Below are 16,956 nucleotides of genomic sequence, written 5' to 3'. Positions count from 1 at the left end.
TAGATACGGATGCTGTTACATCTGAGCATTTTCAGGTGGTTCGCCGATCGTGCCGGGCATCGCCTGCACATGGCCCATCTGCTGACCTGCCAGGGTTAGGAAATGTAGGTGGCGTTCGTACTCGGCCACCAAGTCACCAATCACCTGACCACGGGTATAACCGTTAAGGTCTTTATCCTGTCCCCCTTCTGCCAGGTAGACGTCCAGGCGTACATAGAAGTCATCATCCGCCTGGATGAAGCTGGGGGTACGCATACGGTGCGGGCATACCTGGTAGACAAAACTGGTGGCCTCGCCAAAATCGACCTGTAGCATCAGGTTGGATAAGGATTCTCCCTCAACACGCTCTTCGGTCACGTTGGCGGTTTGGCCTCGGCTTTCAAGCTCCTGAGCGAACTGAGTCATCGCTGGGCGAATAGCGTGCTCAATCGTAGCGGCGGCACCCGCACGGTTAGACGTATCTAACGCACGGTCCAAGCGCTCTTTCCAATCGCCCCCTGGGGCACTGCCTGCGATCATCCGGCGCGCATCGGCCTTGCTGCCTTCCAATTTCAAGGCTTTATACATACCAATCATCACCGCAAAAATCACCACAGAGAACGGCAATGCAGTAATGACAACGGCGCTCTGCAGTGCATTTAAGCCGCCAGCCATGAGCAGGGCAATGGTGATCAAACCGATCACTGCCGACCAGAAAATACGCAGTTTCACCGGCGCATCGTGGTTAACGTCGCTCAAAATAGAGGTGAAGTTGGCCAATACCAGGGCGCCGGAGTCTGCTGAAGTAATAAAGAATACGATGCCCAGAACGGTGACCACCGCCGCTGTTAGGCCTACATAGGGGTAGTACTCAAGCAGTGTATAAAGCGTGGTCTGCGGTGTGTTAAGGGCTTGCTCACCCAGTTCGACAACACCTTGATTGGCGACTAACTCAATACCGCTGTTACCGAATACCGACATCCATACCATCATAAAGGCCAGCGGAATAAACAAGGCGCCTGCTACAAATTCACGGATGGTCCGACCCCGGGAGATGCGCGCCAGGAACAAACCCACAAACGGCGTCCAGGCGATCCACCAGCCCCAGAAGAAGATCGTCCACCACATTTTCCACTCTTGGGCGCTCTCATCGGCAAAGGCGTAAGTGTCGAAGCTGGCGCCCACAAAGCCCGATAGATAGTCGCCGGAGTTATTAACCACTTTATCCAGCAGTACCAAGGTGTCGCCTGAAAAGAGCACAAACAGCATCAATGCCAGCGCCAACAGCATGTTGAACTCGGAGAGACGGCGAATGCCTTTTTCAACGCCGGTCACCACAGAAATCGTTGCCAATACCACCACCAGTACAATCAAGATCACTTGAACCGTGAGGGTTTCCGGCACACCGAACATATAGGTGAGGCCGTAATTTAACTGCATCACCCCAATGCCGAGACTGGTGGCGATGCCGAATACAGTGGAGATCACCGCAGTGATGTCTACTGCGTTACCAATCGGACCGTGAATACGTTTGCCCAAGATGGGGTAAAGCGCGCTGCGTATCGCCAACGGTAGGCGATGACGGTAGCTGAAATAAGCCAACGCCATACCCATCAACACGTACAGCCCCCAGCCGGAGAGCCCCCAGTGCAGGTAGGTTTGAACGACGGCGTTACGCATTGCGGCCTGGCTTTCCGGGGTTAAATCCGGGGGTGCCAAATAGTGCGCAACCGGCTCAGCAACACTGAAGAACAGCAGATCGATACCGATACCCGCTGCAAACAGCATGGCTGACCAGGAGAGTAATGAAAACTCGGGGCGTGAATGATCGGGCCCCAGACGAATACTGCCAAAGCGCGACATGCCAATGGCAACCACGAATACCAAATACGCCACAATGGCGAGCATGTAGTACCAGCCAAAGGTTTTACTCACCCAGGCAAGCCCGGCATCAAAAAAGGTGCCAGCTTGCTCGGTAAACACCATGGTGAGCACTAAAAAGACAACGATACCCGCCACACTGCCGTGGAAAACCACGGGATTGAGACGGTCACGGGAAGGGAGGTGGGGAATTTCTTTCGCCATGCAGGCGGGCTCCTGTTGTTGAAAGAGGAAGGGATTATTTTATTTTGAATGAACGTTCAAATAAAATACGCGATTAAGCAGCCTCCTTCAAGCTAACCTTTCTCCGTTTGGGTTGGATGAGAGGCCGTTAGCGGCATGCAGAGCGGCATATAGACGCAAAAACGCCCCGAAAAACCGGGCGTTAAAGCTAACGATAAGAAGTGATTAACGCTTATTCACTATCGGCGCTTTCTTCTTGATCATCATGGTGGCCGCGTTTACCGTGCTTACCACGATACTCTTCATGGGCTTCTTGCATGGCGTTACGTAATGCTTCTTGCTCTTCGTCAGAGAGGATCTCAGCAATCCGCTCATGATGCTCTTCGTGCAGTGCATGCATCGCTTCGCGATGTTCGGCGTGTGCTTCGTTGAGCTCAGCCTGCTTCTCTTCTGAGATATCGGCGCGCTGATACACTTCCTGGCGACGCTCCTCCATGCGTTCTTCCATTCGCTCGCGATCAGGCCCTTGGCCTTCATGGTCACCATGGCTATGCGCCTGGGCGGTAAGTGCTAATGGAGCAATGGTGATAGCCAGCAGGGCTGGGGCAAACAGTTGGCGAATTGACACTTTTTTAGCGCTTGAAATTTTCATAAGTTCTCTCCCGGTGAGTTGACAGTGATAGTATCACTAGGCTGCGTGCAAACCGTTTGCAGAGAGTGTGCAACAATCATGATCTTATTGGCTGGTTGAAGGTCGTAACCGGTAGGTGAGGGGTCACCTAGTTATCCTGAAGCTGCACGATGGGGGCTGGCCATCGCTGTGCAGGTCAATCCTTAGCCCTCCGGCTGATACTTATAACCGACGCCATATACCGAGCGGATGATTTCCAGTTCGGGAAGCGCTTCGTGGATCTTCTTGCGCAGTTTTTTGATATGACTGTCCACGGTGCGCTCTGAAACGATGCGGTTGTCGCGGTACATGTGGTCCATCAACTGCTCACGGCTGAAGATACGCCCTGGCGCCTGCATCATGACGCGCAATAACTGAAATTCCACCGCGGTCAGGCCTATGTCCTGCCCGTGAGCGAGTGCTTGCCAGCCATCATCGTTTAGTACCACGGCCGCGTTTTTCACCTCAGCGGGGGCATCGGCTGCCGCTTGACTGCGGCGCAGTACGGCTTTAACGCGGGCGACGACTTCCCGGGGGCTGAACGGTTTGCAGATATAGTCGTCGGCGCCTAGTTCCAGGCCTAGTAAGCGGTCCACTTCTTCTACCTTGGCGGTGACCATGATGATCGCTATAGACGGCCATTGCTGACGTATTTCCCGGCTCAGAGTAAGGCCATCTTTACCGGGCAGCATGATATCGAGCAGCACGAGGGCCGGGGAGTGCTGTTCCAGCCACGGCATCACTTCATCACCGTGGCCCAGGGTAGTTACCGCAAATCCATGACTGGTCAAGTAATCCGCCATCAGGCGGGCAATTTTCGGTTCATCCTCAACAACCAGCAAAGAGGCAGCATGAGACATAAAGGTAGGCTCGCTTAGCAGTTAACGTGAAAGCATGGCTTAAAAACGTTTTTAACCATTAGCTTTGATAATATTTGTCCTGAAAACAATCGCCATGAACATATCAGCCAGTGGTCAAAAGAGGAAAACGCAGCGTCCAGCGTAGGCCGCCCAGGGAGGAGGCTGAGGGGGTCAGTGTCGCGCCGTGCGCATTGACCAAAGCGCTGGCAATGGAAAGCCCTAAACCGCTGCCGCCGCTGGCACGGTTACGTGAACCTTCCACACGGTATAACCGCTCAGTTAGACGAGCTAATTCGCCTTCAGGCACGCCCGGCGTACTATCTTCCCAAGTGACTACTGCCATGCCCTGTTGAGTCGAGAGCGTAACGCGCAGCTCTCCCGGCGGTTGTGTGTACGCACAGCTATTATCCAAGAGATTGTTCCATAGCTGGCGCAGGCGCTGGGCATCGCCACGAATCATGATGCCAGGCTCGATGCGCTCGGTCAGCGTTAAACCGCTTTCCACCAGCCAACGGTCGGCATCGTCCAACCGGCTGGCCAGGCAGTCGCTTAGATCCATCGGCGCCAACTGTATATCCAGCGCTCCCGCATCGCTTTGCGATAGCAGGCGTAAATCCGCCACTAGGCGCTCTAGTTGGCCCACTTCTTGGGCGAGTGAGCCGAGGTTTTCCTGATTCAGGGGCCGAATGCCATCCTGCATGGCTTCGATCTCACCGCGCAGCACTGCCAGCGGCGTGCGCAGTTCGTGGGCCGTATCAGACACCCAGCGGGCGCGGGCGTCGCGGCTGGCTTCCAGTGTCGCGGCGAGAACATTAAAATCCCGCGCCAGGCGCGACAGTTCATCACGGCCGCGTTCAGGTAGTCGGGTGTGGTAGTCGCCTTCAGTGAGGCGCAGCGTAGCGCCTGCCAGCGCCCGCGTGCGACGCCCCAGCCACCAGGAAAGTCCGCCCGCTAAGAGCAGCGAGGCAACGCAGAGTGAGATGACGATGAGCACCAGGTTGCGTTGCTGACGCTCAAGAAAGCGGCTCTCCATGCGCTCCATCATTTCGCGAGGCGGCCGAAACCCCAATGAGCCGATATGGGTATCGCCGCTACTTAACGTCAGCCAATGCCAACTGCCCGAACCTTCGCGCCCACTTCTGGGGGGGACCACAAAGCGGTCGTCCGCTGCACGCAGGGTGAAATCCCGCGCTTCACCCAGCGGAGAAGGGCGGTCGCGGTGCTCCTGGCCCAGTTCAAAGCGGACAATAAACGGCCAGCGTTCGGGTGATTGTTCAAGCCACTCCCAGCTCTGCTGGGTTTCCCAGCGGGTGATCAAGCCATCCGCCAACAGCGCAGCACGGCGCTCCTGGGCTTGGTTGAGATAATCGAGAAAGCCGCGGTCAATACTGTAAGAGACGGCCAAAAACATGCTGGCTGAGATCGCCACATTAACGCTGAGGATAATGACAAACAGTTTGAGGCCCAGCCGGGAGGGCCGCCATTGGCGTATTGCAGTGAGCACGGCCATTAATGGCCTCCCTCTTCTTGGCTGGGCTGGTTATCACCCTGCTTGTTGTTAGCGAGAGCGGGCTGGCGTGGCGCGCTGAGTCGTTCGCGGACATTTTCCATGCCCAGGTAGAGGCAAGGAACCAGAATCAGCAAGATCACGGTGGCGAACAGCATGCCGAAGCCGAGCGAAATCGCCATGGGGATCATGAAGCGCGCCTGACGCGAGGTTTCCAAAATCATCGGCGCCAAGCCTAGAAATGTCGTTAATGTGGTCATCATGATTGGTCGTAGGCGACGTGTGGCGGCTGCCACGATGGCTTCCCGAGGGGCCATTCCTTCGCGGCGTTTACGATTGGCGTAGTCGATTAACACCAGGGCGTCGTTGATCACCACGCCGGAGAGCGCGAGCATGCCTAACAGGCTGATAATCGAAAGCCCGAAGCCCATAATCATGTGGCCTGCGACGGCCCCGACAATGCCAAACGGTATCGCGGCCAGCACCAGCAGCGGCTGCAAATAACTTCGGAAGGGAATGGCGAGCAGTGCATAAAGGGCCGCGATCATTAACCACATCGAGGTCTTCAACGTGGCCAAGTTGTCGGCAGTATCCTGCTGACGACCACCCATGCTGACTTCAAGCCCCGGCCAGGTCGCTTCCAGGTTGGGAAATACTTCTTCCTGAAGCGTAGCGAGCACCTGATTGATCGCCATGTCACTTTCGGAATCGGCGGTAACGGTGATAATCCGCCGCCCGTTGATGCGCTCCAGGCTACTGGAGGCTTGACTGATAGTGATGTCGGCTACCCGCGATAGCGGTACGCTTAGCCCATCGGGCGTGCGCACCGGCATGCGGTAGAGCTCGTTTAAGCTATCGCGGTTATCAGTAGGCAGGCGTACCTCAACGCTGATCTCGCTATGCCCGACATACTGTTCAAGCGCGGTGGCGCCTTGGAGTGGCCCGCGCAGTGCTTGGGCTAAATTGTTCCCGGTGAGCCCCAGCGCACGGCCCTCCGCGGAAAGACGCATTTCCAACTGCGGTTTGCCGTCGCCAAGCCCGCTATCGATATCCGTGAGGCCATAGCCGCCCAATGTTTCCGCCAATCGGTCGGCGGCGGCCTCCAGTATCTGTGTGTCGGGATGAGACAGGCGAAGGCTCAGCGCTGCACCGCTGCCAGGACCGCCGGCATCTGAGGCAAAGCGCACCGACTGTGCACCAAGTAAATCGCCGGTTAGGGCGCGCCACTCACGGGCAACACGAGAAGGCGGCCAAATATCAAGGCTTTCTGGCGCAATCTCTAGCTCTACTTCCAAACTCTCACCGTCCAAGCGAGTATGGGTGCTGCTAAAACTGAGCGACTCTTCGCGCTGGCTAAGCTGTTCGCTAGCATCCAATAACTGCTGGCTAAGCTCGCGGCTAACGCTGATAGGGCTGCCAATAGGCAGGGTGACGCTGGCCTCGACTTCGTCAGATTCCACTCTGGGCATTAGCGAAAAACCCAGCCGCCCGCTCATTGCCCATGAGAGGGCGATCAGCAGGATCGCAATGCCCAGCGAAATACTCAGCAGCCGTTGGTTCAAAGCGCGTTGCAGAAATGGCTCGAATTGGCGGTAGGTGAAGTGATGCAAGCCGCCCTGCAGGCGCTGACGAAGTGCCTCAAGCGGGCGCTGCCACGCCGGGGTCTGGCGCGGCTTGCGGCTATGGGCTAGGTGGGCCGGTAGAATGACGAGCGCTTCCAGCCAGGAAATTAAAAACACGGTGACCACGACGACCGGCACGGTGGCAAAAATCAGTCCCAAAAAGCCGGGTAAAAATAACAGCGGCAGGAAAGCGACGATGTTGGATAAAATCGCGAAGGTCAGCGGTGTGGCGATCTCGCTCGCGCCTTTCACCGCCGCATCGCGCAGCGAGTAGCCTTCCTCACGGTAGCTGTAGATGTTCTCGCCGACGATGATGGCGTCATCCACCACGATCCCCAGGGCGATAATGAAGGCGAACATCGACATCATATTGAGCGAGACGCCAACCCAGGGTAGAAACAGCATGGCGCCCAGAAACGCCGTTGGAATACCCAAGGTGACCCAGAAGGCCAGCCGCGCTTCTAAAAACAGCGCCATGAGCACCAATACGAGCGCCAGCCCCATCCAGGCATTTTTTAACAGCAGGCTGAGACGGTCTTCGTAAATTTCCGAGCTATCGCGGGAAATATCCAGGCTGACACCCTCGGGCATGCCTGCGCGCAGTCGTTCAAGCTCACCGGTGACCGCTTCTGAAATGCTGGTCGGGGTTTGATCGCCGATTTGATAAACATCGACGGAGAGACCAGGCTGGCCATTATAAAACTCCTCACGATCGGTCTCGGCAAAGCCACCGCTGACCCTGGCAATCTCGCCCAGCGCAATGGGGGCGCCCTGCGTGCTGGTCAGAATTGGCAGTTCGGCAAAGGCTTCAGCGCTGTTGCGGCGGCCCTGATAGCGAATTAGCCATTCGCCTTCAGCCGTTGTCAGTTGGCCACTGGCAAGATCAAGCGCCTCTTCCGCTATGCGGCTAGCCAACTCTTGGTGATCCAGGCCATAGCGTTCAATGGCTTCTTCGTCGAGGTGGACTTGAATTTCCCGCTCACGGTTGCCGGAAAGTTCGACGCGAGAAATGCCCGAGGTGGCTTGCAGTTTACCCCGCACATCTTCCGCCGCATCGTGCAACGCCTCTAGACCGACCTGGCCGTATACCTGCAGACTCAGCACGCTGCGCGAGCGCCCGGCCAAGGTAAAACGCGGTGGGTCGGCAGCACTGGGCAGGGTGGTGATGGCATTCACCGCCTGCTGAATATCCTGATAGGCGCGCATCACATCAATGCCGTCAATGAGTGTGGCGCTGACGTTGGCGCTGCCTTCGCTGGCCGTGGCGGTTAGCTCATCGATGCCTTCCACATCGGCAATCGCTGCTTCCACCGGTAGCAGCAAGCTTTGCTCAACATCTTCCGGTGTGGCGCCAGGGTAGCTGATAGTGACTTGTACGACTTCGATGTCGAATTCAGGGAACACTTCCTTTTTAATCGCCAGCGACGCCATTAGGCCGCCGACGATAAACAGCACCATCAATAAGTTGGGGGCGACACCATGATCGACCATCCATGCCAGTGGGCCGCGTGGCACCTTCATGATTCGTCTCCCGGTTCATCTCCCGCTTGGGCTGGGGTATCGTTGGGCCTACGAATGCGGACTAGTTGGCCTTCTCTAGGCTGGGCCAAGCCCGTCGTGACGACTTGCTGCCCGGCTTCCAGACCGCTACGAATCAACGCATCATCCTCACCGCGATAAGCCAGCGTGACCGGCGTGCGTCGCAGACGATTATCCTCGTCGACACGCCACGTTACATCGCCCGGGCGAAGCGCCGCAGAAGGTAGTGAGATGAGCTGCTCGTGAGTGGCGGGTTGAAAAGACGCACGCAGCACATCTCCCAGGCGCAGGGCAGGGCCGTCGGTCTCGAGTGCCAATGGATCGTTAACAGCGATTAAAAGCTGTGCCTGAAGGCCGTTTTCTTCCAGGCTGGGCAGCATCGATACCAGCGTGCCTTCACGCGTAGCTCCTTCGGGCCAGCCGCGACTGGTTAAGGTGACTCGCCCGCCCACTTCCAGCCAATCAGTCCACTCGCCGGGCAGCGAGGCGCGTACCCAAAACTGCTCCACGCCCACCAAATGCACGACCTCTGTCCCCTGGCTTAGCAAGCTGCCGGCGCCTACCAAGCGCTCTTGCACCATGGCCCGCCAGGGGGCGGTGAGCGTTGCGCGCTCGACATTCAGTGCCGCCTGGTCGCGAGCTACCCGCGCTTGGGTAACTTGAGACTGGGCTTGGCGTAACTGCGGTTCACGTAATACCAGCGAACGTCGTTCAGCGGAAAGCTGACGACCAAAAGATTCGTACTCGCTTCGGGCGCGCTGCTGTTCCGCCTGCTCCAACGCCAGTTGTGCTTGGGCATTAGCCAACTGCGCCTCGGCATCTTCAAGACTTAAAGTCAGGTCGGCTTGATCAATAAAGGCCAAGGGAGCGCTTTGCTCAACCACTTGCCCCGGCACAACACCGTCGGCAAAACGCTCCAGTTGTCCTGCCACGCGGCTGGCCAGCATTGTTTCCTGTTCCGCCTCAACGCGCCCAAACCCGTAAAGGTTCGGTGCCTGGGCACTCGTGCCTACCGTGACCACGTCTACCATGGTAGGCAGTGGCTCGGGCGGCGGGGTTCGCTCAATACGGGGTGGTTGGGTAATAATCCACCACGCTAGGGCAAGGGTGCCAATAAAAATGATTAAGGCCACCAAGGCGCCCAACCGAATTCGGCCTTGTTGTAAGGTAGGGTAAGAGTAAGAACGTATGGGTATCATTAACGCGCGTGATCCGTTGAGAGCGAAATTTCCAGAAAAATAAGCGTATGATGCTAGCATCACTCATTGTTGAGCAGCGATAAGTCAAACAATGTGCAAATAACATGCAACTGCTACTCACATAGCACCCATTTGATAGCAATTGACTGACTGGTCTACTTTCAATGTATGCAAAAATGAATGTATGAAAAACTTGGACGTATGAAAAACAACGTAACCCGCGACAAATTAATTGATAGTGGCGCCCAACTGATTAGTCAGCAAGGCTACAACGCGACGGGCATCAATGCCGTATTGAAAGTCTGCGGTGTGCCTAAAGGCTCCTTTTATCATTACTTCTCCAGCAAAGAAGATTTCGGCCTGGCGGTAATCGAGCGCTTTGCCGCCAGCTATGATGAAACGCTGGTGTCGCTGCTAGAAGATAATGACACGCCGCCGCTTGAGCGTCTAAAACGCTACTTCGCCGCTGGTCGTGTTCATATGCATGAGTGCGATCACGCGACGGGCTGTTTGATCGGCAACCTTGGTCAAGAGCTTTCGGGCCAGAGCGATACCTTCCGCGATGCGTTAAACTTGGTGTTTCAGCGCTGGGAGCAACGTTTTGTGCACTGCTTGAAGGACGCCCAAGCACGCGGGGACATCGCCACTCATACTGCGCCAGAGGCGCTCGCCAGCTTTATTCTCACTGGCTGGGAAGGCGCTATTCTGCGTGCCAAAACGCTTAAATCTGTCGAGCCTATGGAGCAGTTTGAAACGATTTTGTTTCAGCAGGTGCTGGTTCGCCCATCGCCGTAGCCAGCGATGGGCTAGACGTTAACTGCCTATTAAAAGCCTTCCAAAACCAGCTTGCCAATCGTGCTGTTGCTCTCGATCAGCGCGTGGGCGCGTTTTAAGTTGTCGGTATTAACCGGACCTAATACTTCGCCTAGGGTGGTGGTTAGCCGTCCGGCATCGACCATGGCCGCTACTTCGCTGAGCATGTCATGCTGCTTGGCGAGATCGTCTGTCGTGAATAGTGGGCGGGTAAACATCAGTTCCCAGTGCAGTGACAGGCTTTTCATTTTAAGCTTACGCACATCGATCAGTTCCGGGTCATCAATCAGTGCAAGCTTACCCTGCGGCTTGAGGGCCGCAATGATGGCCTCAAAGTGGTGGTCGGTCTGGTTAAGGCTAATCACCATATCCACGCCGTCAAAGCCCGCCGCTTTAAGTTCTTGATCAAGCGGCTGGTGGTGATCAAGCACCGCGTCAGCGCCTAGCGACTTCACCCAGGCTTGGCTTTCCGGGCGGGACGCCGTACCAATCACGGTGGTATCGGTTAACTGCTTGGCAAGTTGCACTAAGATAGAGCCAACACCGCCCGCTGCGCCAATCACTAATAGGCTTTTGCCTTGGGTATCGCGCATGCCCAGCTCTAGCCGGTCGAATAGCAGTTCCCAGGCCGTGATGGCCGTTAGTGGCAGGGCAGCGGCTTCAGTATCAGATAAACTTTTCGGCGCCAGGCTGACGATGCGCTCATCGACAAGCTGGTACTCGGCATTAGAACCCTGACGGGCGATATTACCCGCGTACCAGACGCGATCGCCGGGCTGAAAACGAGTCACAGAGCTGCCGACGGCATCGACCACGCCCACGGCGTCGTAACCCAGCACGCGAGGTTCGCCGCTTTCAGGCAGCGCGCTGTTTCGCACCTTGGCATCCACAGGGTTGACGGAAATGGCGCTCACCGCGACGCGAATATCGTGGGCTTCTGGAGTTGGAGTAGGTAGTTCGATAGCTTGGAGCGCATCGGGGTGGTCGATAGGCAAGCTTTGGGTAAAGGCGAACGCTTTCATGGTAATTCTCCTAATCAAGATAAGTGGCGCCATCATGCCCGTATGTTGTTTTATTAAAAAGGACTCGGCTGCGTAATATCAGCGCATGCTGTATGGGTTCGTGATGACTGATGCCAGGAGCACACCATGTTTGCAGGGTTTGAAAAACAGACACGCCGCGTTAACGGCGTCGATATTGCCTATCGGATGGGCGGCAGTGGCCCGGCGCTGCTGCTGCTTCACGGCCATCCGCAGACTCATGTCATTTGGCACAAAGTAGCGAACGCACTTGCCCAACATTTCACAGTAGTTGCCGCCGACCTGCGCGGCTACGGCGACAGCAGTAAGCCCGACGACGACGCAGAGCACCTCAATTACGCCAAGCGCACCATGGCGGCCGATATGGCGGAGCTAATGAGCACGCTTGGCTTTGAGTGTTTCAAAGTGCTGGCCCATGATCGTGGTGCGCGGGTAGCGCATCGCTTGGGTATTGATCACGCAGAGCACGTCGAGCGAATGGTATTGCTGGATATTGCCCCGACGCTGGCTATGTATCGCGGCACCACTGAGGCCTTTGCGCGCAGCTACTGGCACTGGTTCTTTCTGATTCGCCCCCAGCCGCTGCCGGAAAGGCTGATTCAAGCCGACCCCGCTCAGTATTTGAGGAGCGTGATGGGGGCTCGCAGTGCCGGTATGGCGCCTTTCTCATCAGAAGCGCTAACAGAGTATGAGCGCTGTCTTGCGCTACCCGGCACGGCTACCGGCATCTGCGGCGACTACCGCGCCAGCGCCACGATTGATTTAGAACACGATCAGGCAGATATAGATGCGGGCATAAAACTTACCTGCCCAATTAAAGTGATGTGGGGTGCCCAAGGTGCGATCGAAGCCTGTTTTGATGCCTTGGCTGAATGGCGCAAGGTGGCCACCGATGTAGAAGGCACAGCGCTCCCTTGCGGTCACTATATTGCTGAAGAAATTCCCGAGACGCTACTAGAGGAGGCGCTGCCGTTCTTGCTGGGTCAGCAATAAACGATTCAAGCCACTGCCCAAGACGAGACGGGTAAAAAACTGGATAATGGCCGCCATTCGCCTATCGGCTAACGTTGATACGCCCAGGCACACTCATTACCCCGGATGTCCGCTCATGGAAATTAAAGTTAATTATCTCGACAACCTCCGCTTGGAGGCCAAGTTCGACGATTTTACGGTTATCTCCGACCAGCCCATTCGCTATAAAGGCGACGGCTCGGCCCCTGGCCCGTTTGATTATTTTCTGGCTTCATCGGCGATGTGCGCTGCTTATTTCGTCAAGGTTTACTGCAACGCGCGGGACATTCCCACCGAGAATATTCGCCTATCGCAAAATAACATCGTCGACCCGGAGAACCGCTACAAGCAGATTTTCAAAATCCAGGTTGAGCTGCCGGAAGATATTTCTCCGAAAGATCGCGAAGGCATTCTGCGCTCCATTGACCGCTGTACAGTCAAGAAAGTGGTACAGACCGGCCCTGAGTTCCAGATCGAGGTGGTCGAGAATATTGATGAAGACGCCCAGGCACTGTTGATGGGCGCGCCGGAAGGTGGCAGCACCTACATCGAAGGCAAAGACCTGCCGCTAGAGCAGACCATCGCCAACATGAGCGCGATACTTGCTGACCTGGGCATGAAAATTGAAATTGCTTCCTGGCGCAATATTGTGCCCCACGTGTGGTCGCTTCATATCCGTGATGCGGCATCGCCGATGTGTTTCACCAACGGCAAAGGCGCGACCAAAGAGAGCGCGTTGTGCTCGGCGTTGGGTGAGTTTATCGAGCGTCTGAGCTGCAACTTCTTCTACAACGATCAGTTCTTCGGGGAGGAGATTGCGAACAGTGAGTTCGTCCATTACCCCAATGAGAAATGGTTCAAACCGGGCCCGAATGACGAGCTGCCTGCGGAAATCCTCGATGAGCACTGCCTGGCGATTTACAACCCGGAAGGCGAGCTTTGTGGCTCTAACCTGATTGACACCAACTCCGGTAACGAGGCGCGCGGTATCGTCTCACTGCCGTTTGTGCGTCAAAGCGATGGCGAAACGGTGTATTTCCCGTCGAATCTGATCGAAAACCTGTTCCTGAGTAACGGCATGAGCGCGGGCAATACGCTGGTAGAGGCGCAGGTACAGTGTCTGTCGGAAATTTTCGAGCGGGCGGTGAAGCGCGAAATTCTCGAGCAGGAGCTAACGCTGCCTGATGTGCCGCAGGAGGTGCTGGCCAAGTATCCCAGCATTGTCGAAGGCATTAACGCCCTGGAAGCCCAGGGGTTCCCGGTGCTTGTAAAAGATGCCTCCATGGGTGGGCAGTTCCCGGTGATGTGCGTCACCTTGATGAACCCGCGCACCGGCGGCGTGTTTGCTTCTTTCGGCGCCCACCCGAGTTTCGAAGTAGCGCTGGAGCGAAGCTTGACGGAACTGCTGCAAGGCCGAAGCTTCGAAGGGCTGAACGACCTGCCGCTGCCCACCTTCAACTCTCAAACGGTGGCCGAGCCGAATAACTTTGTTGAGCACTTTATCGACTCGGTGGGTGTGGTCTCCTGGCGCTTCTTTAGCGCCAAGCCCGATTTTGAATTCAGCGAGTGGGACTTCTCCGGCAGCAACGAGGAAGAAGCCGAGACACTGTTTGGCATCTTTGAAGAGCTGGGTGCCGAAGTGTATATGGCGATACACGAAGACCTTGGCGCGCCGGTGTGCCGCATTTTGGTGCCGGGTTATTCAGAGGTATACCCGATTGAGGATTTGATTTGGGACAACACCAATAAAGCCCTGGATTACCGCGAAGATATTCTCAACCTGCATCGCCTCGACGACGATCAACTGACTGATCTGGTCGAGCGTCTGGAAGAGAGCCAGATGGATGACCACACCGATATCATCACGCTGATCGGTATCGAGTTTGATGAAAACACCGAGTGGGGGCAGCTCACCATTCTGGAGCTAAAGCTGCTGGTTTACCTAGCGCTACAGCGCCATGAAGAGGCGCTGGACTGTGTACAGATGTTCCTGCAATACAACGACAACACCGTCGAGCGCGGCCTGTTCTACCAGGCGGTAAATGCAGTGCTGGAAATTGTGCTGGATGATGAACTGGCGCTTGAAGATTACCTGTACAACTTCCAGCGTATGTTCGGCGAAGCCACCATGGCGGCTGTTATTGGCTCGGTGAGTGGCGAAGTACGCTTCCATGGCCTAACGCCCACTAACATGCAGTTAGACGGCCTGGAGCGCCACCAGCGCTTGATTGAAAGCTATAAAAAACTGCACGCGGCCAGAGCGGCTAAAGTAGGCATTTAAGCGCCCATAACACAATCTGTTCTGCGGGCGTTACGGCGCCTGCGTTAAGCCAACACAAGCAATGGGGATATTCCTATGCTTTGCTTGAGGTAACACTCAACGCTGTCACCGTTACCAGTATCAGTCCCATACCCACTATCTGAATAATACTCAGGCTTTCATTTAACACTGCCACGCCAAATAGGGTGGCCGTGATAGGTTCAATCATGGCTACCATGGAGGCGAGCACAGGCGTTGTGCGTTTTATCCCCGCGATATACAGCACAAAGGATAACCCTGCGCCTAAGATGCCGAGTATCAAGAACAAGTGCCATTGTGATGAGCCCAGGGCGCTCAAGATCTGATCAGCATCGCTTGGCACAATGAGAGTGATGGCCAGTACCGCGAAGGCTATTGAAAGGATTGACTGGGGGCTGCCATGAGGGGCGGCGTATTTAAATCCGAAAATGAAAACGGCATAGGAGAGCCCAGCAAGTAATCCCGCACAGATCCCAATCAACGATAGGCCGCTGGCGCTAATTTCATACAACTGCGTCAACAGCACGATGCCAAGCATAACCACAGCGATGGCCACCCATTTAGCCGTGGTGGGCTTCTCAAGCTTGAATGCAAATGAAACGAGATAGACGAAGACGGGGGCGCAATACATCAAGGTAGCAGCAACCGCGACGCTGCCATGTGCAATGCTGATGAAATAAAAAGTGAAATTGCCCGCCACGCCGAGCCCTGCAAGGGCTGACCAAAGCCATAGCTGTTGATTTGCCAACCCGCTGTGGTGCGGCCGGAGCATTAGCCAGGCAAGCGCAAAGAGGAACCCTACAAACCCTCGATAGAATGAAACAACAAGTGCATCCCAACCACTTTCCATAAGGATGCTTGCGATTCCTCCGGATACCCCCCAAAAGAAAGCGGCTAGCGGTATAAACATGCTGCTGGCAGCTATCATATCTCACCTTTCCACCTTGAATGGTAAACACCCAGGAGCAAGGGGAGTTTAAACGCATTTCCTTTGCTGAATGATGGCTCCTGGTCTGCTGCCTGCAGACCTTAATTTACTCAGTATAAAAGTAGACGTTACGTTTGATGAACGAAAGCCATCTTATGATGATGCCCTGGCATCCTTCAGCCGCCGGTAGAGGTGCGAAAGCGGCATGGCGGTGAGCCCGTGTACCACGATGGATGAAACAACGATCAAGCTCACCACGGGCCAAAGCGCCGCAACGTCTGTTTTATGATGGGCCAATGCCGCATAGTAAAGCGCGGCGACCCCAATTGGCCCAAACCAGCCCGAGAAACTACCGTCCAGCTTGCTTGGAAGGTCGCTAAGGCGTCCGCCTAACAGTAGGAATAACGGCAGCCGGCGGAGAAAAAGCACACCAATAACAAGTGCTAGTACTGGCCATCCCAAGGACATCCATTCGTGCCAGGGAATCATCAAGCCGAGCAAGATGAAGATGGGTGAAGTAAAAAAGCGGTCCACCCCCTCGACCACCCTTTCTTCCTCCTGGCGTTCTGAAGCGTTGACTTGTTGATCAAACATTAATCCCGCCACGAAGACGGCGAGAATTCCATCGCTTCCTATCAATTTCACAGCGGCGAGTGTTGTGAGGGCGAGTGCTGTCGTAATCATCAGCATCGAAGGTTGGTCGATCGTCTTTTTTTCTTCCGCTTTGCGCATCGCAAAGCCTACCGAGTAGCCGATAACAGCCCCTAAAACGAGTGCGCCTAAAATATCACCAAAGATGACGCCTAACATTGGCATGGTCATGGACTGCTCCGCCGGAAGCGTCAGCCAGAACACAGCAATCATGACAAAGATGAACGCAAGCCCATCGTTTGCGCCCGATTCGCTTGAAATTATATGGCGTAGATACGCAGGGAGATTCTCTTTTGCAACGGGCCCGGTCACGAGGGTCGAAGCAACCACCGGATCGGTTGGGGTAATCGCTGCACCGATGAGTAGAGCGGCTCCTATTGGCAAGCCGAGTGCCCAGCCTGTTAAAGCGCTGCTACATAGCCACATGAACGGCATACCCACCAGCAGTAAAACGCAAAGTGGTCGCCAGTGGTTAAAAATATAGGATTTGGGTAAGCGCAGTGCGATACCCATCAAGCCAATCGCGATAGCTAAGCGGGCCACTTGTTCTAAAATGGCCATTTCGTTACCCCACTGCGCTGGATCTAGAAATCCAAACCCGGTAGGTCCCAACACAACCCCGACGAGCAACAAGGTGACTGAGTCGGGTAAACCGATCCGCTTTAGCGGTGTTGATAATAGCCCCAGAAATAGCGCGCTAGCAGCAACGACTAACAACCCAATATTAAATTCGTGCATCCGTTCGCTCGCTTGTTCATTTTTTTTTAGTCTCTT

12 protein-coding genes are annotated in these 16,956 nt (G+C 55.5%); 3 read left to right on the top strand and 9 right to left on the bottom strand.

All coding sequences use genetic code 11. The annotated features are described in order from the left end of the window. Window positions 1-15 precede the first annotated feature (15 nt). From betT to ACW44H_RS15020, 6 genes are all read right to left on the bottom strand, one after another. A complete protein-coding gene (gene betT / locus ACW44H_RS15045; RefSeq protein WP_457505343.1) occupies window positions 16-2,064 on the bottom strand; it encodes a choline BCCT transporter BetT in 2,049 nt (682 codons plus the stop codon). Window positions 2,065-2,275: 211 nt separating this feature from the next. Further along, window positions 2,276-2,695 (bottom strand): hypothetical protein, encoded by a 420-nt coding sequence (locus tag ACW44H_RS15040; protein ID WP_457505342.1) that lies wholly within the window; start codon window positions 2,693-2,695, stop codon window positions 2,276-2,278. A 182-nt stretch (window positions 2,696-2,877) separates the two neighbouring features. Continuing rightward, on the bottom strand, window positions 2,878-3,573 hold the full coding sequence (locus ACW44H_RS15035; protein ID WP_457505341.1) for a response regulator: 696 nt from the start codon (window positions 3,571-3,573) through the stop codon (window positions 2,878-2,880). Between the two features lie 103 nt (window positions 3,574-3,676). Next, the gene (locus ACW44H_RS15030) at window positions 3,677-5,083 is read right to left on the bottom strand and encodes an ATP-binding protein (RefSeq protein WP_457505340.1); all 1,407 of its coding nucleotides are present in this window, start codon (window positions 5,081-5,083) and stop codon (window positions 3,677-3,679) included. Then, a complete protein-coding gene (locus ACW44H_RS15025; protein WP_457505339.1) occupies window positions 5,083-8,223 on the bottom strand; it encodes an efflux RND transporter permease subunit in 3,141 nt (1,046 codons plus the stop codon). The genes ACW44H_RS15030 and ACW44H_RS15025 overlap by 1 nt, the downstream gene beginning before the upstream one ends. Further along, entirely contained in the window at window positions 8,220-9,440 is a 1,221-nt protein-coding gene (locus ACW44H_RS15020) for an efflux RND transporter periplasmic adaptor subunit (protein WP_457505338.1), read from the bottom strand. The genes ACW44H_RS15025 and ACW44H_RS15020 overlap by 4 nt, the downstream gene beginning before the upstream one ends. A 201-nt stretch (window positions 9,441-9,641) precedes the next feature. On the opposite strand from ACW44H_RS15020, the gene ACW44H_RS15015 reads away from it, so the two are divergent. Then, window positions 9,642-10,235: a TetR family transcriptional regulator C-terminal domain-containing protein gene (locus tag ACW44H_RS15015; protein ID WP_457505337.1), complete on the top strand. Its 594-nt coding sequence runs from the start codon at window positions 9,642-9,644 to the stop codon at window positions 10,233-10,235. Between the two features lie 29 nt (window positions 10,236-10,264). On the opposite strand, the gene ACW44H_RS15010 is transcribed toward ACW44H_RS15015, so the two are convergent. Continuing rightward, window positions 10,265-11,275, bottom strand: coding sequence for a zinc-binding alcohol dehydrogenase family protein (locus ACW44H_RS15010; RefSeq protein WP_457505336.1), 1,011 nt, complete (start codon window positions 11,273-11,275; stop codon window positions 10,265-10,267). A gap of 126 nt (window positions 11,276-11,401) precedes the next feature. Here ACW44H_RS15010 and ACW44H_RS15005 point away from each other — a divergent pair, with 126 nt between their 5' ends. Together ACW44H_RS15005 and ACW44H_RS15000 are read left to right on the top strand one after the other, a co-directional pair. After that, window positions 11,402-12,286, top strand: a complete 885-nt coding sequence (locus ACW44H_RS15005; RefSeq protein WP_457505334.1) for an alpha/beta fold hydrolase — start codon at window positions 11,402-11,404, stop codon at window positions 12,284-12,286. A gap of 115 nt (window positions 12,287-12,401) precedes the next feature. Further along, window positions 12,402-14,585 carry an OsmC domain/YcaO domain-containing protein gene (locus ACW44H_RS15000; protein ID WP_457505332.1) on the top strand — a complete coding sequence of 728 codons (2,184 nt, stop codon included), beginning with the start codon at window positions 12,402-12,404 and terminating at the stop codon, window positions 14,583-14,585. 73 nt (window positions 14,586-14,658) lie between these two features. On the opposite strand, the gene ACW44H_RS14995 is transcribed toward ACW44H_RS15000, so the two are convergent. After that, window positions 14,659-15,531, bottom strand: a complete 873-nt coding sequence (locus ACW44H_RS14995) for a DMT family transporter (RefSeq protein WP_457505331.1) — start codon at window positions 15,529-15,531, stop codon at window positions 14,659-14,661. A gap of 153 nt (window positions 15,532-15,684) precedes the next feature. Next, entirely contained in the window at window positions 15,685-16,920 is a 1,236-nt protein-coding gene (locus ACW44H_RS14990) for a cation:proton antiporter domain-containing protein (protein WP_457505330.1), read from the bottom strand. Between the last annotated feature and the right edge of the window lie 36 nt (window positions 16,921-16,956).

The organism is Vreelandella sulfidaeris Esulfide1, from assembly GCF_054072535.1.
Note: the sequence above shows the minus strand (reverse complement) of the source record. Positions and strands in the feature narration are given on the sequence as shown.